The following is a 20,074-nucleotide window of genomic DNA, read 5'->3' as shown; positions in this document are numbered from 1 at the left end:
TGAGATTGATCGCCTATATTTTTCAATTCATTGATGCTGTTTAATAGCCTCCGCCAGTAACATTTTTGAAAACTTATAATTCTAGTTTTTGAGCTTTATACATTTGAATAGTATAGAAAATGTAAGTAAATTATTAAAAATTAAGAATTTAGTAATAAGAATATATTACTATTATATGATATAATTGGATAATAGATTTTGATGCAGATAATTATTTATTCAATTAAAATATATAATTTGGAGGGCGAAATATGGCAAGTGTATTGAATGATGAAGAAATACTATGTTCTATTAATTCTTACAAAGATATTAAAGCTTCAAGTAAAGTAGCAAATACGTTGGTTAATTTGCTAGCACAGGGAGTTGCAGGTGGAGTAGTAAATGATTTTAAATTGATTCTTACTCCTAAAAATTTATATATACAGGCTATTACTCATGCTGTTTGGGGAGGGCTATCTGATATTGCTTATACAGATAAAATATCAAGAGAAAATATAAAATCATTTAATGTCAAAAATGAAGATGCAAAAGAATATATTGAAATAATAACAAAAGATGATAAAGTAGCAAACTTTATTAGAGATAATGAAAAAAAGAACGATTTAGCATTAGTGATGTCGTCAATTTTAAAAGAAGGTAAATAAAATTCAATTGAAAAATCATTGAGAAAGTCATCTTGTATGGAAATGTCATTTAGTTAACTAAATGACATTATTTATATAGTGGCTTTTTTGATATAAGGTGAGTTTTAATGCTATTAGCCTAAACTATATATAGCTGCTCTTAAGCAGAAGTAAATCGCGTTTTGCTGATTGTAGTCTTAAACTTATAAATTGTACAAAATCTTAATTGGAATTTATAGTAATTATAAAAGTACGATCATTAAATACTAAATAAATCTTGTAGATTTATTCTCTTTTAAGATATAGTCACTTCTCCATTTCCAACTACAACTATTTTATATCCATCTTTAAGCGGAAGTAAATTATATTTCTGTGATTGAGGTCTCAATCGTAAAGACTGTATAAAATTTTGTTCGGAATCAAAAACAAGTATGTAAGCACGCTCATTATAAGAATCATTTTGAATAGTATAACTTGTATTAGGAGATAGTTTTAAATCTTCTAATGTGTAGAACCCCTTTTTTAAAACTCTAGATATGGACAGAGCCTGAATTGTTGAAATATTTAATGACAAAAATAAGAAAAATAATATTGAAACAGTAAATTTTTTCATAGATATGACCACCTTTATATTTTTTGCTAAAGTAAACTAATCTATATACTCTAAGAAATAGTAATTTCACCATCTCCAATTATTATTATCTCATATCCAATTTGGATAGGTGGTAAAGCATATTTTTCTGATTTAGGGACTAATCTTATAAATTCCTGAACAATTTCATTTGAATCAAAAAGAACTACAGAAACATATTCAGTGGGAGAGGTATTTTGTATTGTATGCAGAGCATCAGGGGATAAATTTAAATCTTTTGTTGTATAAAAACCCTGTCTAAGAATTCTAGGCTGATCGGCAGAAGCCGTTATTGTTATATTAAATAATAAGAAAATAAAAAATATAATGCTGATTTTTCTCATTAAAGTAATCCACCTTTCTAAATTGAACCGTAAATATATTTTATTTTTTGAAGATAAAAAAAATATATTCACAAAACATAATTTTAAATATTTTAGTTCTTTGCTCAGTAACAATGCATTTCCAATTTTCATATTATGTTATGAAGAATATGCTGCAGATGTAGCAGGGAGGGAAATTAATGACTGAAGAGCAATTTGTGGTGTTTCATATAGGAAAAGAGAGGTATGCGGTGCCAATAGAACAAGTTAATGAAATTATTGGTTATGCGGCTCCTACTAAAATACCATTGAGTAGAGAATATATACTAGGAGTCATAAATTTAAGGGGAAGAATAATACCGATAATTAATTTAGGTCAGAAGATCTGCATAAAAAATAAAAAAAGAAATGATGAACAGAAAATAATAATTATTGAAGATAGTGAAGGAGCTTTTGGTGCTATCGTTGATGAAGTAGAGGATGTTACAAGGATTCCAAAAGATAGTATAAAAAAGATTAATTATGATGTATGTAACGGAAATGAATATATAATTGGAATTGCCAAACAAGATAATTATCTAATAGTTATATTAGATTTAAATTTATTTTGGAGGAAGTGTTCAAATGAAATTTACAATCAGAAATAAACTTATTGCTTCATTTGGGTTAATAATTTTGCTAACGTCTTTTTTAGGAGTGTATTCTATAATATCAATTAAAAATGTAAAAGATAAAGCAAGTGAAATTGCAGAAGTTTGGTATAAGAGGAGCGAATTGGCTCATACTATGGATCAAAATATTTCAGAATATAGACTTAGAGAATACAGACATGTACTAGAAGATGATCCTGACTTAATGAACGCTACAGAAAAAGAACTTCAAGATTTGAGAGAAGAGTTTGAAGATGAATTAAAAGAATATCAAGGAACTATGATATCAAGCGATGATATGGAGATATTTAAAGAAATTAAAGAGTATTATCCTAAGTATTTTGAAACTAGCAGGAAGACTATTCAATTAAGTAGAGAATCTCAAAATAAGGATGCATTTAATTTAATGTATGGAGAATCTAGACAGGATTTTGAGAATGTAAATAGCGCAATTGAAAAACTTGTTCAATATAACCAGGAACAGGCGAATTTGGCCAATATACAAAATGATCAAATTTATAATCACTCAAGATTAATGCTCACACTGAACGTAATAATTATAATAATAATCAGTCTTGTAGTAACAATATCTATAATAAATATTATTACAAAAAGAATAAACTTTTTGGTTAAATTTATTAATAAAACTGCGAATTTAGATTTAGTATTTGACCAAGCTGGTTTGAATATAATAAAAAGATATAAGGACGAATTTTACGATATGGGTATTGCAGTAGCAAACATGAGAAGAACACTAAGAGAACTTGTGGAAAGTATTAAACAGAACTCCGTAAATGTAGCATTAAATTCTGACGTTTTATCAAATATAATATCTGAAACATCTCAGTCAATAGAGGCTATAGCGAAGGCAATTGATGAAATGGCACAAGGTTCTACTGATCTTGCAAGGAATACTGAAACTGGAGTAGATAAATTAGAGGTTTTAGCAAAAGAAATTCATGATTCGGTAGAAAATACTAATTCAGTGAAGAATTATATAGAATTGGCGTTAAAATCAAATTTGGAAGGTATGGAGAATATAAATAAATTAAAAAGTGTTGTAGAATCAAACCATAAAGTAGCGGAAAATATACTTGATCAAGTTAGTGTTTTAAATAACAAATCTCAATCAATTGAGAAAATAACTGACGCAATTAAGGGCATTACATCACAAATTAATATATTGTCTCTTAATGCAGCCATAGAAGCAGCAAGAGCGGGAACACAAGGAAAGGGATTTGCTATTGTGGCTGAGGAAATTAGAAAACTTGCATATGAAGCCGCTGATTCAACAAAAGAAATAGATGCTATCGTTAGAGAGGTTAAGAAGGAAATAAATAAAACTAAATCAGAAATGATAACGGTAGGAAATATGGTAATTCAAATGGGTGAGGTATCAAATGATACTGAAAAGGCATTTAAAACTATAGAAAGTTCAGCATCTAATGTGGTTAAGCAAATAGATAGGATAGTAGTTAGTATAAATAGTATAGACAATAATAAAAATGATGTTATAGGAAGTATAAGCGATATGTCTGCAATAGCAGAAGAGTCAGCTTCTACTACGGAGGAAATATCGGCATCCATAGAACAACAGTCTGCAAGTATGGAACAAATAAATCAATCTGCAAAAGATTTAAAGAATGTTTCCATAGAGCTGCAAGATTTAATAGCTAAATTTAGAACTTAAACTAATGATGAGGTGTAGTAGGTATGAAGATTCTACACCTTAAATTTTTTTGAAGTATATGGAAGTTAATAAACAATGAAAGGAATGTTTACCAAATGTGTTATAATTGATAATAATAACAAAAGTTAAAGATATAATTTAAGCTTATGGGGGGCAAAAAATGCAAAACATATATCTTTTTATTTCTACTTTATTTGCATATTTTACGAAAGGTATAACTGGCTTTGGAAATACACTTGTTATGGGTTCGTTATTTTCCTTTGTAGTATCAAATAGGTTAACAACACCAGTAGATCTTCTCTTTGGAATTCCAACAAATACATATATGGCATGGAAAGAAAGAAAAAATATCTCTTTAAAAATTGTCATTCCATTATCTCTCATGCTGCTGGCAGGTATTGTACCTGGAACATTACTATTAAAGGCTGGAAGCGATCGGATATTAAAATGTATACTAGGTGTTGTAATTGTTGGAATTGCAGTAGAAATGTTAACAAGAAAGCCTAGTAAAATTCAAAATAAGAAAGCTAGCATTATTTTTCTCATAGTAATAGGAGTAATTTCAGGAATATTAGCTGGGCTTTATGGAATTGGAGCACTTTTAGTTGCATATGTCAGTAGAACTACAGAGAATAAAAATGAATTCCGCGGAAATATTTGTTGTATTTTTTTAGTAGATAATATATTTAGATTTTTCTTATACTTATTTACAGGAATATTAACTAAGGAAGCATTAATTATGGCTTTATGTCTTTCTCCAGCAGTTATTATTGGAATGATTATAGGAGTTAAAGTTGATTCAAAGATGGAAGAAGAAACAGTTAAAAAATCAGTAATTGCTTTACTTATAGCAAGTGGAATGATTTTATTTTTAAAGAGCTTTTTTAGCTAATAATGCATAACCCAAATAATAAAAGGACATTAGATATATCATTATTAAATTAATTTTTAAAATTAAAATTAGAATATTTAAGTAATATTAAAAACATATAATAAAGTAATGAAAACTATGTTATAATTTATATAGTATAGTTTTTACTATTGGATAAAATATATTAAATTTAAGGGGGAGTTAAATGACGAAAAAATATAATGATATTTGGGTTAAAGCAAGCAGAATACTATTTATGATAATAGGTTCGATTTTGGTAGCAGTAGGTTTAGAGATATTCTTGATACCTAATAATATAATAGATGGAGGTATGACTGGAATATCAATTATGGCAAGCTATCTAACAAAAGTACAACTAGGAGTATTTACATTTCTATTTAATTTACCATTTGTTATAATAGGATATAGGCAAATAGGAAAAACATTCGCTATTTCAACTATATTTTCAGTAATATGCTTGTCAGTTGTAGTAACATTGCTTCATCCAGTTCCAGGAATAACACAAGATGTACTTTTAGCCACTATATTTGGCGGAATTATAATAGGAGTTGGAGTAGGCTTGATTATAAGAAATGGTGGTTCTTTAGATGGAACAGAAATTGTAGCTATAATATTAGAAAAGAGAACTGCATTTTCTATTGGGGAAATAGTTATGTTTTTTAATCTTTTCATCTTAGGTACTTCGGGCTTTTTATTTGGATGGGATAGAGCAATGTATTCTTTAATAGCATATTTCATTGCTTTTAAAACCATAGATATAACAGTTGAAGGCCTTAATGAGTCAAAAGCAGTAATAATTGTATCGGATAAAAATAATGAAATATCAGAAGCAATAATGGCTAGGCTTGGTAGAGGAATTACTTTGTTAGATGGAAAGGGCGCTTATAGTGGCACAGAAACAAATGTTATTTATGTGGTTCTATCAAGGCTTGAAATAGCAAAGCTAAAAAATATTGTCCATGGTTTTGATGAAGATGCATTAGTTACAATTACAAGTGTTGAAGGAACGGGCAAAAAATACGCAAAGAAAGCTATACATTAATTTATAGCAATCATAAAATATAATAAAAATATGTTAAATAATTGCATAAGATTATAGACTTAAAAGAGCCGAAATTAATTTTAGTTTTGGCTCTTTTTGCGTTCTTATTTACAAAATACCCTAAAAGTAGTAATATATATGCGAACGTATGTTTGTAATAGCGTCGTCTGATAATTTAAATATGTTTAGGTATTATATTGAAATAACCAACTTTAAACATTAAATGACATTATATATAAAGCTATAGGGAGATGGTTCTATGTTAACAGAAAAACAACAAGAAATATTGGATATTATAAAAAACTATATAGGCAAAGAGAAGATATCTCCAACGGTCAGGGAAATTGGAAAGTTAGCAGGATTGGCATCTACGTCAAGTGTGCATGCGCATATAGAGCGATTGGAAAGGAAAGGATATATATATAGAACAGGTAATTGCCCAAGAAGTATTCGAATAAAAGATAATATTTAATTAAAATATATATTAGTGAGCATGAAAGTTCAGATAAATTAATAAAAACTTTGATTGAAACTAATGAAATCTGAAAATAAAAACAGGGAAGATTATATTAGAAACATATCTTCCCAAGAAAATTGATATTTTATTAATATGTAGAATTTTAAAGCTTTTATAATATAAGAATATTCAAATGAATTTTAGATATTTTTTTGATTTGCTAGGAAAAGGTGATATTACCGCCTCCAATAATTATTATTATGGAACCAAATTCTAAAGGCTTTACAAGGTAATCAGGAGAATTAGGTTCAAGTCTCAAAAATTCCTGCATTTGTTGATTTGAGTCAAAAATAATGATAACAGATCTACCAGTAGGGGATGTATTTCTAACTTTATAAGTAGTATTTGGCATTAAGCCTATATCCTTAACTCTGTAAAAGCCTTCGGTTAAAGTTTTAGGATTGGGATCAGCATAAGCGCTCTTTATATCCATACTAAGAGACATAAATAAGAAAACAGAAAATATAATAATAAATTTTTTCATTGGTACAACTACCTTTCATAGTCTTATCTATAGAATCGAACTATTCTTTCTATTTTCCTTTAGTATGCGATTATTAAAAAAATTTATGTATAATTTACTTAGTGAAAGTGCGGTAGAAGACATAATATGCCTTAGAAAAGGATAGATTTACATTTTAGATTCTAGTTAACTAGGTAATCAGTAATAGATTATAGAAACTTAATCGTAACATAGATTAATAAATAAATGAGTTACTTTCAAAATGAGTATAAAATTTCATTTACAAAATATGTTATAATTAATTCGTTATAATAACTTTTGTGAGTTCAGTATTTGGATAATAGATAGAATGTGTTAAGGAGGCATTTAATATGGAAGTTGCAACTGGTGCAATCCTAGCATTAATACTTATAGTAATTGGAATGTTTTTTGGAAGAATTGTAGATTTTAATTGTATAAAATCTTGATTTGTGAAAGCAATTATAAACTAGTTTTTTAGTAGTTTGGTAGGTTCTATTATATAGATATTCCATAATCCTATTGTTTTTGGAATAGGATTATGAAATATCTAAAAGTTGATCAGTTTATTTTAAGGATATTAATCAATAAATTCAACTTCTAGCGGGTTTCTATCTACTATTTTTCTATATTTATATTTTGGATAGCCAACCATGACAGCTCCTGTTATAACTTTGTTATCAGGAATTTGAAGCAGTTCTAGTAGTGGCTTATAGTTTGAAAAAGCACACATTTCAAATAATCCAGCCCAGCATGAACCTAATCCAAGAGTAGTGGCAAATAATTCAAGATATGAGAATGCAGAAATAGTATTTTTTATTCCATTTTTGAAGTCTTTTGTAGATGTTGCTAATATTATGTGTGGAGCATTACGTAAAATTGAGTCTTCACCAGCTTCTCTATAATTTTTAACATGTCTTGAAAAGCTCCAATGTGGCGATGGGGAATTTTTTAGTTGATATTCCATCCATTCTACTACTATGTTTGCAGCTTGTTGTAAAATCTTTTTATTTTTTATTATAATATATGAAAGTCCTTGGGTATTACTAGCTGTAGGTGCAAAACGAGCTATGTTAACTAATTTTAATAGTGTTTGTTGAGGAACTTGAGCTTCTTTGTAGCAGCGGATTGAACGGCGAGACCTAAGAAAAGATTCGGCGGTGCTAGAATCTATAATTGGAAATGATTCTAAATCCAATTGATTAGATAAAGGTGTTTTAACATTATCTATTGAACTAGAGGGACATACTGCAACACAATGGCCACAGGTAATACAATTATCTGGGTGAATAGCTATTGGTCCATTTTCATTCATAGATAAAACTCCACTTGGGCATACATTTGAACAAAGTCCACATTTAACACATGTTGATTGATTTACAGTAATTAATTCCATTGATATCACTCCTATTTGAGAATACTTAATAAAATCCTAGATTAATTATTTTAGGATACTTACAAAATATAATTTATACGTTATAGGAATTATTATCAAGAACGCACTTTTTAGTAACGTAGTTACTATTTATATACTTAAATTAAAGAGGTAGTCAAAATGATGAGATTTAAAGGAATTGAATATAATTGCTCTATGGAATTAACTTTAGATATTATAGGAGGAAAATGGAAGCCAATAATTATTTGGCATTTAGGTAAAAGAACCATGAGATTTAATGAATTAAAAAGAAGTTTACCTAATATTACACAAAAGATGTTAACTCAACAGCTGAGAGCTTTAGAGGATGATGAGTTGATTAATAGGATTGCTTATAATCAAGTACCACCTAAAGTTGAGTATTCTTTAACTAACTATGGAAGAAGCCTTCTGCCTATTTTAGCTAATTTGTGTGATTGGGCAATTGATTATTCAAATACTGTTGAGGAAAAGAATATGCTTAAGGAAAAAATATAATAGGAAATTAAATGAAATTTAGAATACAGTTCTCTTATGTAGGAATACATTGGGATGGGGGGACTCCTACAACGAGGAGTCCGAAAAATAATTATGAAAACTTAATTTATGTCACATAATTAGTATTGCACATATAGAGAGAAATATTCAAAATAGGAATAAAAAATTGAATATTTTTAGATGTGGATTCTTGAAAGATGATTTAATTAAGAGCAATAAAGATAATAGCTAAAAATATTTGTATTTACTTATGTAAAATATTTATTGCTATAAAGTGTTTCTGCATTTTGTAAGATAGATACATTATGCATATTTGATAAAGTTGATATAAGCAAAGATTTACCGAGAACTATAGGCGATTGGATACTAATTGTATATACCAAAATGGAAAATAAGTATTTATTTGATAATTTGAGATTGTAATTAATATATAATTATTATAAAAATATAAAAAATAGAGGTAGTATCAGTGGGGGACACTAACGATACTGCCTCTATTTTAATTAAGATATTACTCTTTTCATATAAAAGTATTGACCATGTTTAAGTAAAATATACAATTACAACAAAAAATTTAATTATCATTAATTAAGTTAATATCAGAACTAATTATCATTATAAAAAGCATGATTGATATAACTAAGAAGAAAGTTCTAAGTGAGGAAGTACATATGCATAGGTACGTGTAACATAATTTATCATTTGCTCATAAAATATATTACAGTCAGTAAACTTATGATAAAGAGGAACTGAAATTATGTCAATTTAAACAAAGGAAATTGAAGTTACTACTGCAGAGAATCAATTTCAAGCTGAAATAAGTGATGGCAACATTGTTGATTCTTTATTTCAAAACTCTATACAAATATCGAAGACTGGTCCTGCATATAGCAGAGTTGGAGATATAGTAACTTACACCTATGCTATTACTAATACAAATCTACTAGGAGATGGAACAAATTTTTTGATTTAGCATACATTTATATAATTAGGGTGAGAAATATGTATACAGAAAGAACTTTAATAAGATGTATATTCAAGTACAAAGGAAAAAAATATAATATTGAGGATATAATGCCACATTGTTTAGAAAAAGAAAGCTTACTATTTTTATATGAACACGGGAATTATTCAGATGATATCTATAGAGCATCTTTAATAAGAATAAGATATGGTGATGATGAGATTCCTAAATTACCAAAAGGAAGTAATGAAATTGAGTTAGTAGATATTGATATAAATTGTAATTAAGCACCACAAATGTAGGTGCTATTTTAATGTTTAAAACTATGATACGAATTTTAGGTTGAAGTTCGAAGAGTATAATAATAAAAATACAGAATAACTGAACATTATGAATACAAAAGAATATAGTTAGAAAGTAAAATACATTATATGGAATATGTGGTATAATGAATTCAATATGTTAATATTAAGAGCTGTTAATTTAGAGAAAAAGGTATTGTTAGATGTTTCGTATAGTACATAAAATTAATAAAGCAGTATAAATTTATAGCTCCACAGGTTATAAGGTGTTATGTATCTTAGTTAAATAAATTAAAGAAATTTTTTGTAACAGGGGGGTAACCAATGAAAGTAGCAGTCTTATTAGATATTCATGGAAATGGAGTAGCATTAAAATATGCCATAAGAGACTTGAAAGAACTAGGGATTAGCAAAATTGAAATAGTTAATGAGCCTCTTTTTAGAGGAGGCTCATTAAATGGATTACAATGAAGGGAAAGTTATAATTTATCCCAGGAGTATTATATGGAGTTAAGAAATAAATATTCATTATAAGGAAATTATTATTGCTATAAGATAATAATTATGATTTGAATAAATTTAAGAGTGAGAGCTCTATTGCTGAATAGTGATTGCTATTTCACCTTTTCCAACTATAGCAATACGATCATCATCTAAAATAGTACCTAAATTTACAGACTCATTTGCAGTATCAAACTTTTTATAAAAAATTTCATTACCATTTGGGTCAAATATTATTAGGCTTGCAATCTCATCTGGCGTTGTAAGCATGCCTGTGGCTTTAACTTGTTGCGTATCTGTAATATCATATACCCCTTCTTTATATGTATTTGACTCGAAAATTGCTTTTGCGCTGTGTATAGTAGATACTATTAATATCAAAAGTGCTATTAAAAAAGTTCTTAGTTTCATTTGTACTAGCCTCACTTCCCTATATTTGAATTGAATAAAAAATTATGTTAATAATACATGACGTGTCAATATACTGTTATTATGTGAATACTTAGTTAGACTATTCATAAGTAGCAATTGTTGAAAATAAAAAAAGCTCTCATGTTGAGAGCTTTGGAGATTTAAATTGTGTTCATTTAGGATATTTGTTTTTTAATTGCCAGAACTGACCCTCTTTACGAGGGCAGCTGTTAATTAATAGATTAAAATAAAATTCAGATTATAATCTTTTCAATAGATAGTATATGAAGTTACAATTTAATTATTCAAATCATTAATTGGTAATTTATGCAATTAAGATTGTTTGCAAAGCTGATAGTTAAAAATTGTTGACATCAAAATTAGGGTTGGAAATAAAGAGATGTTTTATTTAAAGAAGGGGGAAGAGCAATGGAGGTTAAAAAGATCATAAATGACAAAAAGAAGTTTCTTGATTTATTGATGTTAGCAGATGAACAAGAAGATATGATTGATAGATATCTAGAGAATGGAGAAATGTTTTCTTTATATGATGATGATTTAAAAAGCATTTGTGTAGTAGTAAAAAAAGATAGTAATATATGTGAATTAAAGAATATGGCTACATATGAGAAATATCAAGGAAAAGGATATGGGAAAAAGCTTATAAGATACATCTTAGATTATTATAAAGGAAAGTGTACAACTATGATTGTTGGGACAGGCGATAGTAATCTAACAATTCCGTTTTATGAGAACTGTGGATTTCGTGTATCACACAGAATTAAAAATTTTTTTACAGATAACTATGACCATCCAATCTTTGAAAATGGAATACAGCTCGTTGATATGATTTATTTAAAAATAGACTTATAGAAAATGAAATAGAAGAACCTAAGGCGAAACTACAATTTTTTAATAATTGGCTATCTTTATTAAATTTGTTGCTAGAATTATGGATTATGAGGAATATACTAGGAGGCACATAATGATAATAGAAGATAAAATAATAGACGGTAAAAACTTAAGATGGATACTTAGATGTCCTAGAAAAGCGGATGCAAATGAGTTGTCTAAATTAAGAGGTCAGATTGATGGAGAAACAGAAAATCTTGATAGAGAATCAGGGGAAGCGTTCTTAACTCCAGAAGATTTTGAAGGAATTATTTGTGAGGATAATACTTCTAAGATAAATCTATTTTTAGTTGCTGAAGTGGGCGGAAAAATTGTGGGATTTTCACGCCTAGAAGGAAATAAGTTACTTAGATTCAGACATAAAGCAGAGTTTGGAATATGTATATTAAAGAAATATTGGGGATATGGAATTGGGAGAGTAATTCTAGAAAATATTTTAAGATATTCAGATAGTTCGGATATTAAAAAAGTATCATTGTCTGCAGTTGAGACAAATACTAAGGCAATTGAATTATATAAAAGCTATGGCTTTGTGCAAGAAGGTTTATTAATAAATGATCGTATTCACAAAGATGGAAAATATTATAATACAGTCATAATGGGAAGAATAAATAGCAACAATTATTAAAAATGTAATGAGGTCGTATAAATAAAGAATTATAGTTTTATTTTCTTTCTTAAAACTTTATTAGAGGTTTTAATTATTATATTATAGTTTTTTGAGTCACTTATTGCTCCAACATTTTCAAAAATAGCATAACCAGTTACGGAAGTATGTTCAGGTATATTTGTATTATTTAGAATGTTTTCTAATAATACGTTTGAATCGAGAGCCTTAAGGTTATTTTTAGCAGATTGTGTTGTTGGAAAAGTTGCTAAATGTGATTTAAATCCAGAAGTTAATTTTACTTTTATAACATCTATTGGATTAGATGAGTTATTTTCTATAGTTAGATTTATAATTGCTATTTTATTGTTTTTATTATAGTAACTTTTTGAGTTGTTGCAAGACAGTTTTAAGTTAGTATTAATTATTAAAAAAGCTTTATAAGCTAGTAGAAAAGTATCAATCGTTAAAAATATAAGTAATAAAGGAATAAAAATATTTAAGTTCGACATTATAAATCCAGTCATTCTTTAGCCACCTTTCACAATGATTTTATCATATATTTAGATAAAATAGAAAATCAAAGTTTAAATTTCAAGAAATGGAGATATTAACAATGAAGATTATTGAAAAGAATCCAAGTGATCCTGATTCCATACGTTTAATGGATGAATTGTCTAAAGAACTGGAATTTATAACTGGAGATAGCGGAAAAAATTCCTTTAATCCAGAGGATGTATGTGTTACCCGGTCCTTGTTTGTGGTTGCATATGATGATAATGGAGAGGCCGTAGGATGTGGAGGAATACGGTATATTAATAAAGATATAGCGGAAGTTAAGCGGATGTTTGCGAAGATTAAGACAATGGGTGTTGGAAGTGAAATACTATCATATTTAGAGCTTAAGGCAAAGAAAATGGGATACTCTGTTATTTGGCTAGAAACTAGATTAATAAATGAGCAAGCAGTAAATTTCTATAAGAAAAGAGGGTACCATCAGATACAGAATTATGGAAAATACAATGGAAATTCTAAAGCAATCTGCTTTGAAAAGAAGGTTATCTAATAATATAATAATATGAAAATCAGTTTATTATACTTAATATAAGCTAACTGGTTTATTTTATAGAGATTTGTATAAAATTTAATATTAATAAAAGCCAAAATAAATATTTTCTTTCACTGATGATAACAATAATGTTAAACAAAAGTGAAAGAGAGGATTTAAAATGAATATATCAAAGAGAATATTAGCAATCCTAGAGATTATATTTATAGTTACTGCAATGGAGGTATCAGTATGTGATGCTAGAGTTATTGCGGGAACAAATGGGTTAAGTCAGAGATCTGTAATGATAGATGTAGTGCTGTATAATTTTAAGGATAAATATGTCTCTTTAGTTATGGAAAACTTAGAAGAAATTCAAAAGCAAAATGAAGGAAAAGTAGTATTTAGATTTTATGATGGAAAGGGTAACCAATCAACACAAGATGAAGTACTAAGCAATTTGGTCAGTGATAATGCAGATATTCTAATGGTAAATTTAGTTGATACAAGGGCTACACAGGATGTTATCAACAGATTTAAGTCTAAAAATATCCCTATAATTTTTTTTAATAGAGAACCAGTATCTGTTGATGCGCTTAGGTATTATGGAAAAGCTTATTATGTAGGAACAAATGCTAAAGAAGCTGGAGAGATGCAAGGAAAAATTATTGTTGATATATGGAATAAGGATAGAAAGTTTATAGATAAGAATAATAATGGAGTCTTGCAATATGTTATGCTAGAGGGAGAACATGGAAGTATAGAGGCACGTGAAAGAAGTGAGTCTTCTATTGGAACAATAAATAAAGCAGAAATAAAAACTGAGCAGCTTGCATTAAAAGCTGCTGATTGGCAAAGAGACTTGGCCAAAACAAATATTAGTTCACTACTTCTGCAATATGGTAAGAATATTGAGGCAATAATTGCAAATAATGATGAGATGGCTATAGGAGCTGTTGAGGCATTGCAAAACAATGGATATAATTTAGGAGATAAAAATAAGACAATAGTTGTTGTTGGAATTGATGCTACAGCTGAGGCACAAGAATTAATTAAAAAAGGTTTTATGGCAGGTTCTGTTATGCAAGATCCATATGAAATGGCAGAAGTGAGTTATGTAATAGGTATGAATGTATTTGAAGGTAGAGATCCGCTTTATGGTACTAAATATAAGTTTGATGATACAAAAGTTGCTATCCGTTTGCCATATCATGAATATGCTGCCTAAAGTGATTTAGATAGGAGCTTCTGATTAAAAAAATGAGAAGTTGGTTTTTAGTAAATAGGGAAGGAGTTTATTATGTTTAAGAGACCTAGTTTTTCTAATGGAACGCTAAAAGCAATACAGTGTATTTGGTGGGCCGTTAGTTTATTAATTGCAATGGTTTTAAAAGATAATTTAGATTTGAAATTGTGGGAGTATCTTTGTATAGCGGTACCACTAATTTTAATTGGAGATGCTCTAATTAGAAAATTTACTAAAGGTAAGATATAATTAATTATGGGAATTATATACATTTAAAAATAAAATCTAGTAATATTTAATGAAGAAAATTACATGTTTGGTTGTTGCAGATTAATGATACAAGCTAGTGATTTTATCAAGTATTTAAGTATCTTCATTATAAAAATATTGAAATAATAACATGTATAGACCTCGTTAATGAATATATATTAAAGATAGTAATTTTGATTTTAAGAGGTTTAGGATGATGTTAGAAATAAAAATAGTATTCAAAAGTGGATATATCGGGTATTTTACTCCTTTAACTGATGAAGAACCAACAGAAGAGAATATATTAAAATTAAGAGAACTTATAAGGAATGCAAAGCAACAGGGAATGAGAGGAAGTTTTGAATTAAAAGAGTTAAAAACAGGTTGTATAACTGTAATAGATATTCAAGAGGTTGCCGCATTTGGCACTAAATTAATAGAAAAGACAGGGATGAATAATGAACAAGGTAGCATAAGAATACGTAAGAAAAAGAAAAAAGCTTAAATTTACAATAAACATGAAGCCTATTGATAAAACTTAATTAATAATTTATAGACAGAGGGACTGTCCATTAAGTAAGGCATTCACAAAGCATAATGAAAATGGTTTTATTTTGGTAGGAAATAAGGAGAAAAAAATGATTAAAGATTTTAAATTGGATAATTTGGATAAGGTAATGGAAATATGGCTTGATACAAATATAGAGGCTCATGATTTTATACCTAAAGAATATTGGAAGGATAATTTTGAATTAGTTAAGCAAATGCTTCCGTCAGCAGATATTTATATATTTGAAGAAAATAATATTATAAAAGGATTTATAGGAATAGTAGAACAAAATTATATAGCTGGGCTTTTTGTAAAAAAAGAATATCAAAGAGAAGGTGTTGGTAAGAAGCTTATAGAGTATTGCAAATCTAAATATGATAATCTTATATTGCACGTATTTACAAAGAACGTAACTGCAGTAAATTTTTATATGAAGAATAATTTCAAAGTTATAGATGAACATATAAATGAGGATATAAAAGAAAGTGAGTATACAATGGCATTTGGAGAGAAATAGCTCATAAGTTTTATTAGTATGCACATGCATTGATAAAAAATATTAACTTTCAACTTTAAGGAAGATAAAATAAAAGTTTTAAGTACCATATTTTGAAGTGAGTTTGTAGTACTTTTTTAGGCTAATAAAAATTTAATTTATGATAATTGTAATTTAGGATTAAGATTAAATTAATTTTTTTCGGCTATAATTAAAACACTTTGAAGCAATTAAAATTAATAATATACTAGTACTAAGATTTATTATACTGGAATTAGTTGCTGATAATTAGTAAGTATAAGAAATAGAGGTTGATAAAATGAAAAAACAATATCTAAAAAGATTAGTTGCAATTGGTTTAATATCTACAAGCGTTTTAGCGGTAGCTCCAATTAAAGCATTTGCAGCTTGGAAACAAGATAATGTTGGATGGTGGTATACAGAAGGAAATGAATATGCTACAGGTTGGAGAAGCATTAATGGAGAATGGTATTATTTTGATGGCAATGGTTATATGAAAACAGGTTGGGTACAATATCAAGGAAAATGGTATTATCTATATAGTAGTGGTGCTATGGCTAAAAGTACTACAATTGGAAGTTATTCAGTAGATTCAAATGGAGTCTGGATTCAAAAGAATGATGGCACTACTGGAAATACGGCTGCCACTGCATCCACAAATAATAGTACAATCATTACTTCAACAAATGCTGACTCTGAATCTCAAAAGATAAGTGGTGTAACTGGTATAAAGTTTGATGATGTTACAAAAATAGTATTTTATGATGGAAGAGGCGGTAAATCAATAACAATAGGTGATAAAGAGAAAGTTAAAGAATTCATGGGATATTTAGATGGGTATATCATTAAAAAAGCAACAAATGTTGAAGCATCAGATGGATATATACATTCTGCACATTTTTATATAAATGATAAGGATGTAATGGATATAACATTTGTAAATCCTATAATTATCAATAATAATTATTATAACGTAATAAAAGGTGAATTAGACACATATAAAATTGATAAATATCTAAAATCAATTGATTCCTCTTATGTTACAACAAGTGAATGGAATGATACTTATAAAAATCAATGAGATTAGTTAATGTTGTTAAAGCTTAAATATTAGAGTAAAGAATAAATAATAGTATAATAATTATTGAGTTAAACAAAAAAATATAATCATAATGAAAATTAAAAAAATAAGCAAAATAAATGGGCAGTAGCCATAAATTTAGAAGTACATTTTAGTAGATAGAATTATTTATATTTTTACATTAGGTATCTACCGTAAAAATGATATCAAAAATTTGGCTGCTGCCTTTGTTTTTGTATTAAAGAACTAAAGAATATGTCATTAATTTATAACATAAATTTCAGTGAGAAGTGAAGAAAATGTCATTTACAATGATTAATATATTATGGAGTAGTAAAAATGTTACTACAAATGGTTTTTAAAAGATCAATTATATAAATATAAGATAAGGCAGCAATTTAAAAAGCTGCCTTATCTTATATTTAATGTTAGGAGAATAGTAATTCATGTCTAATATAATTATAGACAAAAATAGTTATATATAATCATTAAATAGAATATTAATTTCCATATAATTAAGGATAGCTAATTAAGGAAAGTTATTTATGATTAAAAAAACTATGATTGTTTAGAATATTCATTGTAAGGAATCATAACTGTATTACCTGTCTCATCGAATTTATAATTTGTTCCGTTAAGCGGATTTTGCCCTGAAACAATATTCATTCCTATGGAATAAACTGCATTTGCATAATTAATAGTTAATTAGAAATCGTTATCTATAATTATCAGCACAATAAAAAATATAATGACTAAGCATTTTTAAGTAAATGTTACTGGACTAGTGCCAAAAATTATTATAGATGAACCATAGTCAAGAGGTTTTATAGTATGTTGAGGCGATTGGGGACCAAGACGTATTAATTCCTGCAACTGCTGATCGCTATCAATAACTATTATAATAACTCTGCTGTTTGGTGAGTCAATTTTAGCAGCCATAGGTGAACCTATTTTTAGGTTTGCATCTCTTGCACTGTATATTCCTTGACTAAGAGTTTTACCAACCTGGCCATAGGCAAGTTGTGATATGGTAGTAGATGAGATTAATAGAAATATAAAAATTAATATAACATATCGTTTCATTAAAACTATCAACCTTTCATAAATTTAGATTATTTAAATAATGTATTAATTATTATGTGAATATTAAGTGAAATTATTCAAAGGAATTAATCAAGAGGTAGTGGATTTTACAATTTGATTAAAGGTAGTTCAATTTAATTTATTAGATAAAGTTAGAGAATTTGTTAGTTCGGGATTATAGCTAAAGAGATATGTATAAATAAGTTAGGAATTTGTGAAATATACATGAAAGAAATTATATTAATAAATTTTAGATATTATAATGTTGTAGGAAATAAATGTATAAACATATTTAAATATAAGTTCATATATTATTAACTAGAATAAATAATACTAAAGGAAGAGTAGAATGCAATCTTCTTACGAAGCTTCAGCTGACAAAATAGAATTTACAGAAATATTAGGTAGGTATTCATTTAAAACATCTATAGATAATGGAGCAATAGATGGAATTGTAAATTTAACTGAGCTAGCTCCAAATGGAGTTGTGGGTCGATATCCGTATATTTATGGATATTATAATGCAAGTATATTGACTTTAACAGGTATATGGTCAACAGTATCTTATCCTTATGCATACCCTGAAAGCGCTTGTGTATTTGGCGCATTTAAATTTTATTTCTATAAAAAGAATGGAAAGATAGGATTTAATGGTACATGGGGATGTGGACGTAATCAATATGGCGGTCTTAATGGTGTTGATTATTGGAATGGTGTGAAAATAGAAAAGTAAAATTGATGATTCACAAATTCATATCCTAATTGATATGATATAGATTATAGATAGTTTTTTGGAGGTTATTATAATGGGTTACTATGTCAAAGTAGAACCAGATGTAAAGATCTATGTAGAAGACCTTAATGAGGGTGCCGATAAAACAATTTTATTTATACACGGTTGGCCAGGAAGTCATAAACTGTTTGAATATCAATTTGATGTTTTGCCAAAGATGGGATATAGATGCATTGGGATAGATACAAGAGGATTCGGAGAGTCAGATAAGCCATATAGGGGCTATAATTTTGATACCTTGTCAGACGATGTTAAATGTGTAATTGATACATTAAAGTTAAAGGATATAACATTAGCAGGACATTCAAATGGAGGTGGAATAGCTGTTAGATATATGGCGCGTCATAAAGGTTATGGAGTATCAAAACTTGCTCTTTTTGGGGCAGTAGCTCCAAGTCTTATTAAACGTCCTGATTTCCCTTATGGTTTAGATAAAGAAACAGTTTTACAGCTCATTGAAGGAACATATACCGATAGACCTAAAATGCTTCAAGGATTTGGAGATATGTTTTTTTATCAACATATAACAGAAGCTTTTTCACAGTGGTTCTTTCAATTAGGATTGCAGGCAGCGGGATGGTCAACAGCAGCAATTGCAAAGGCTTGGATAAATGAAGTTTTCTTTTCTGATTTAGAAGAGATAGATGTTCCAACTTTAATTATTCATGGAATCCATGACAAAATTGTTCCATTCGAATTAGGACAGATACAAGAAAAGATGATTAAGAATTCTAAGCTTATTCCATTCAAATACAGTGGACATGCAGCGTTCTATGATCAACGTGAAGAATTTAATAAAGAGCTAATGAAGTTTATTGGAGAATAAGATTTTATAATTTAAGAAAATATTTCTATAAAAATATTTTGTATGAATAATTACTTTAATGCCGTATGATTCATTAATTTGGATTTGCGGTATTTTTATTTACTGGAAATATTAGAGTCTATATGAATCTAATATTAAAGCTAAGACTTAATATTTAAATATAATACGTTAATTAAAACGAAATTCCTTATATGTAATTATAAAATGTTACACAATATGTAGA

General features: G+C 28.0%; 26 protein-coding genes. 19 read left to right on the top strand and 7 right to left on the bottom strand.

What is annotated here, in order from left to right:
* Positions 1 to 251: 251 nt before the first annotated feature.
* The gene (locus AXY43_RS08085) at positions 252 to 644 is read left to right on the top strand and encodes a hypothetical protein (protein WP_039769590.1); all 393 of its coding nucleotides are present in this window, start codon (positions 252 to 254) and stop codon (positions 642 to 644) included.
* 274 nt (positions 645 to 918) lie between these two features.
* Here the strand turns inward: AXY43_RS08085 and AXY43_RS08080 are convergent, their stop codons facing one another.
* On the bottom strand, positions 919 to 1,236 hold the full coding sequence (locus AXY43_RS08080) for a hypothetical protein (protein WP_012060114.1): 318 nt from the start codon (positions 1,234 to 1,236) through the stop codon (positions 919 to 921).
* A gap of 50 nt (positions 1,237 to 1,286) precedes the next feature.
* Positions 1,287 to 1,730, bottom strand: a complete 444-nt coding sequence (locus AXY43_RS08075; RefSeq protein ID WP_243099188.1) for a hypothetical protein — start codon at positions 1,728 to 1,730, stop codon at positions 1,287 to 1,289.
* Between the two features lie 47 nt (positions 1,731 to 1,777).
* Here AXY43_RS08075 and AXY43_RS08070 point away from each other — a divergent pair, with 47 nt between their 5' ends.
* The 5 genes from AXY43_RS08070 to AXY43_RS08050 all read left to right on the top strand — a co-directional run bounded on the left by AXY43_RS08070 (position 1,778) and on the right by AXY43_RS08050 (position 6,323).
* Positions 1,778 to 2,224, top strand: a complete 447-nt coding sequence (locus AXY43_RS08070; protein WP_105411387.1) for a chemotaxis protein CheW — start codon at positions 1,778 to 1,780, stop codon at positions 2,222 to 2,224.
* Positions 2,202 to 3,917, top strand: coding sequence for a methyl-accepting chemotaxis protein (locus tag AXY43_RS08065; RefSeq protein ID WP_105411386.1), 1,716 nt, complete (start codon positions 2,202 to 2,204; stop codon positions 3,915 to 3,917). Before AXY43_RS08070 ends, AXY43_RS08065 begins: the two co-directional genes overlap by 23 nt.
* A 160-nt stretch (positions 3,918 to 4,077) precedes the next feature.
* The gene (locus AXY43_RS08060; RefSeq protein ID WP_077855425.1) at positions 4,078 to 4,809 is read left to right on the top strand and encodes a sulfite exporter TauE/SafE family protein; all 732 of its coding nucleotides are present in this window, start codon (positions 4,078 to 4,080) and stop codon (positions 4,807 to 4,809) included.
* A gap of 184 nt (positions 4,810 to 4,993) precedes the next feature.
* On the top strand, positions 4,994 to 5,851 hold the full coding sequence (locus AXY43_RS08055; protein WP_012060109.1) for a YitT family protein: 858 nt from the start codon (positions 4,994 to 4,996) through the stop codon (positions 5,849 to 5,851).
* Positions 5,852 to 6,110: 259 nt separating this feature from the next.
* The gene (locus tag AXY43_RS08050; protein WP_077844853.1) at positions 6,111 to 6,323 is read left to right on the top strand and encodes a transcriptional regulator; all 213 of its coding nucleotides are present in this window, start codon (positions 6,111 to 6,113) and stop codon (positions 6,321 to 6,323) included.
* 205 nt (positions 6,324 to 6,528) lie between these two features.
* Here the strand turns inward: AXY43_RS08050 and AXY43_RS08045 are convergent, their stop codons facing one another.
* Both AXY43_RS08045 and AXY43_RS08040 read right to left on the bottom strand, forming a co-directional pair.
* Positions 6,529 to 6,852: a hypothetical protein gene (locus tag AXY43_RS08045; protein ID WP_041899027.1), complete on the bottom strand. Its 324-nt coding sequence runs from the start codon at positions 6,850 to 6,852 to the stop codon at positions 6,529 to 6,531.
* A gap of 577 nt (positions 6,853 to 7,429) precedes the next feature.
* On the bottom strand, positions 7,430 to 8,245 hold the full coding sequence (locus AXY43_RS08040; protein WP_077308770.1) for a nitroreductase family protein: 816 nt from the start codon (positions 8,243 to 8,245) through the stop codon (positions 7,430 to 7,432).
* 159 nt (positions 8,246 to 8,404) lie between these two features.
* On the opposite strand from AXY43_RS08040, the gene AXY43_RS08035 reads away from it, so the two are divergent.
* The 3 genes from AXY43_RS08035 to AXY43_RS08025 all read left to right on the top strand — a co-directional run bounded on the left by AXY43_RS08035 (position 8,405) and on the right by AXY43_RS08025 (position 10,498).
* A complete protein-coding gene (locus AXY43_RS08035; RefSeq protein WP_105411385.1) occupies positions 8,405 to 8,761 on the top strand; it encodes a winged helix-turn-helix transcriptional regulator in 357 nt (118 codons plus the stop codon).
* Between the two features lie 1,002 nt (positions 8,762 to 9,763).
* The gene (locus AXY43_RS08030; RefSeq protein ID WP_012060104.1) at positions 9,764 to 10,012 is read left to right on the top strand and encodes a hypothetical protein; all 249 of its coding nucleotides are present in this window, start codon (positions 9,764 to 9,766) and stop codon (positions 10,010 to 10,012) included.
* Positions 10,013 to 10,351: 339 nt separating this feature from the next.
* Positions 10,352 to 10,498, top strand: a complete 147-nt coding sequence (locus AXY43_RS08025) for a hypothetical protein (RefSeq protein WP_023976645.1) — start codon at positions 10,352 to 10,354, stop codon at positions 10,496 to 10,498.
* 123 nt (positions 10,499 to 10,621) lie between these two features.
* Here AXY43_RS08025 and AXY43_RS08020 read toward each other — a convergent pair whose 3' ends face one another.
* A complete protein-coding gene (locus tag AXY43_RS08020) occupies positions 10,622 to 10,939 on the bottom strand; it encodes a hypothetical protein (RefSeq protein ID WP_105411384.1) in 318 nt (105 codons plus the stop codon).
* A gap of 429 nt (positions 10,940 to 11,368) precedes the next feature.
* Between AXY43_RS08020 and AXY43_RS08015 the strand changes: the two genes are divergently transcribed.
* Together AXY43_RS08015 and AXY43_RS08010 are read left to right on the top strand one after the other, a co-directional pair.
* On the top strand, positions 11,369 to 11,812 hold the full coding sequence (locus AXY43_RS08015) for a GNAT family N-acetyltransferase (protein WP_012060101.1): 444 nt from the start codon (positions 11,369 to 11,371) through the stop codon (positions 11,810 to 11,812).
* Between the two features lie 112 nt (positions 11,813 to 11,924).
* Entirely contained in the window at positions 11,925 to 12,479 is a 555-nt protein-coding gene (locus AXY43_RS08010; protein WP_023976647.1) for a GNAT family N-acetyltransferase, read from the top strand.
* A gap of 29 nt (positions 12,480 to 12,508) precedes the next feature.
* Here the strand turns inward: AXY43_RS08010 and AXY43_RS08005 are convergent, their stop codons facing one another.
* Entirely contained in the window at positions 12,509 to 12,985 is a 477-nt protein-coding gene (locus AXY43_RS08005) for a hypothetical protein (protein ID WP_023976648.1), read from the bottom strand.
* Between the two features lie 89 nt (positions 12,986 to 13,074).
* Here AXY43_RS08005 and AXY43_RS08000 point away from each other — a divergent pair, with 89 nt between their 5' ends.
* From AXY43_RS08000 to AXY43_RS07975, 6 genes are all read left to right on the top strand, one after another.
* Positions 13,075 to 13,524, top strand: coding sequence for a GNAT family N-acetyltransferase (locus tag AXY43_RS08000; RefSeq protein ID WP_105411383.1), 450 nt, complete (start codon positions 13,075 to 13,077; stop codon positions 13,522 to 13,524).
* Positions 13,525 to 13,687: 163 nt separating this feature from the next.
* Complete coding sequence (locus AXY43_RS07995; protein WP_105411382.1) at positions 13,688 to 14,734, top strand: galactose ABC transporter substrate-binding protein; 1,047 nt, start codon at positions 13,688 to 13,690, stop codon at positions 14,732 to 14,734.
* 72 nt (positions 14,735 to 14,806) lie between these two features.
* A complete protein-coding gene (locus tag AXY43_RS07990; protein WP_023976651.1) occupies positions 14,807 to 15,001 on the top strand; it encodes a hypothetical protein in 195 nt (64 codons plus the stop codon).
* Positions 15,002 to 15,215: 214 nt separating this feature from the next.
* On the top strand, positions 15,216 to 15,506 hold the full coding sequence (locus tag AXY43_RS07985; RefSeq protein ID WP_012060096.1) for a hypothetical protein: 291 nt from the start codon (positions 15,216 to 15,218) through the stop codon (positions 15,504 to 15,506).
* 133 nt (positions 15,507 to 15,639) lie between these two features.
* Positions 15,640 to 16,068, top strand: a complete 429-nt coding sequence (locus AXY43_RS07980; RefSeq protein ID WP_105411381.1) for an N-acetyltransferase — start codon at positions 15,640 to 15,642, stop codon at positions 16,066 to 16,068.
* A 298-nt stretch (positions 16,069 to 16,366) separates the two neighbouring features.
* On the top strand, positions 16,367 to 17,149 hold the full coding sequence (locus AXY43_RS07975; RefSeq protein WP_023976653.1) for a cell wall-binding protein: 783 nt from the start codon (positions 16,367 to 16,369) through the stop codon (positions 17,147 to 17,149).
* 762 nt (positions 17,150 to 17,911) lie between these two features.
* Here AXY43_RS07975 and AXY43_RS07965 read toward each other — a convergent pair.
* Complete coding sequence (locus AXY43_RS07965) at positions 17,912 to 18,232, bottom strand: hypothetical protein (RefSeq protein WP_023976654.1); 321 nt, start codon at positions 18,230 to 18,232, stop codon at positions 17,912 to 17,914.
* 349 nt (positions 18,233 to 18,581) lie between these two features.
* Between AXY43_RS07965 and AXY43_RS07960 the strand changes: the two genes are divergently transcribed.
* Together AXY43_RS07960 and AXY43_RS07955 are read left to right on the top strand one after the other, a co-directional pair.
* Positions 18,582 to 18,965, top strand: coding sequence for a hypothetical protein (locus AXY43_RS07960; protein WP_012060091.1), 384 nt, complete (start codon positions 18,582 to 18,584; stop codon positions 18,963 to 18,965).
* 73 nt (positions 18,966 to 19,038) lie between these two features.
* A complete protein-coding gene (locus AXY43_RS07955; RefSeq protein WP_023976729.1) occupies positions 19,039 to 19,851 on the top strand; it encodes an alpha/beta fold hydrolase in 813 nt (270 codons plus the stop codon).
* Positions 19,852 to 20,074 lie beyond the last annotated feature (223 nt).

The sequence above is a fragment of the Clostridium sp. MF28 genome, from assembly GCF_002969175.1.
GTDB lineage: Bacteria > Bacillota > Clostridia > Clostridiales > Clostridiaceae > Clostridium > Clostridium beijerinckii.
The sequence above is the reverse complement of the archived record's forward strand: the minus strand, read 5'-3'. Positions and strand labels throughout refer to the sequence as shown.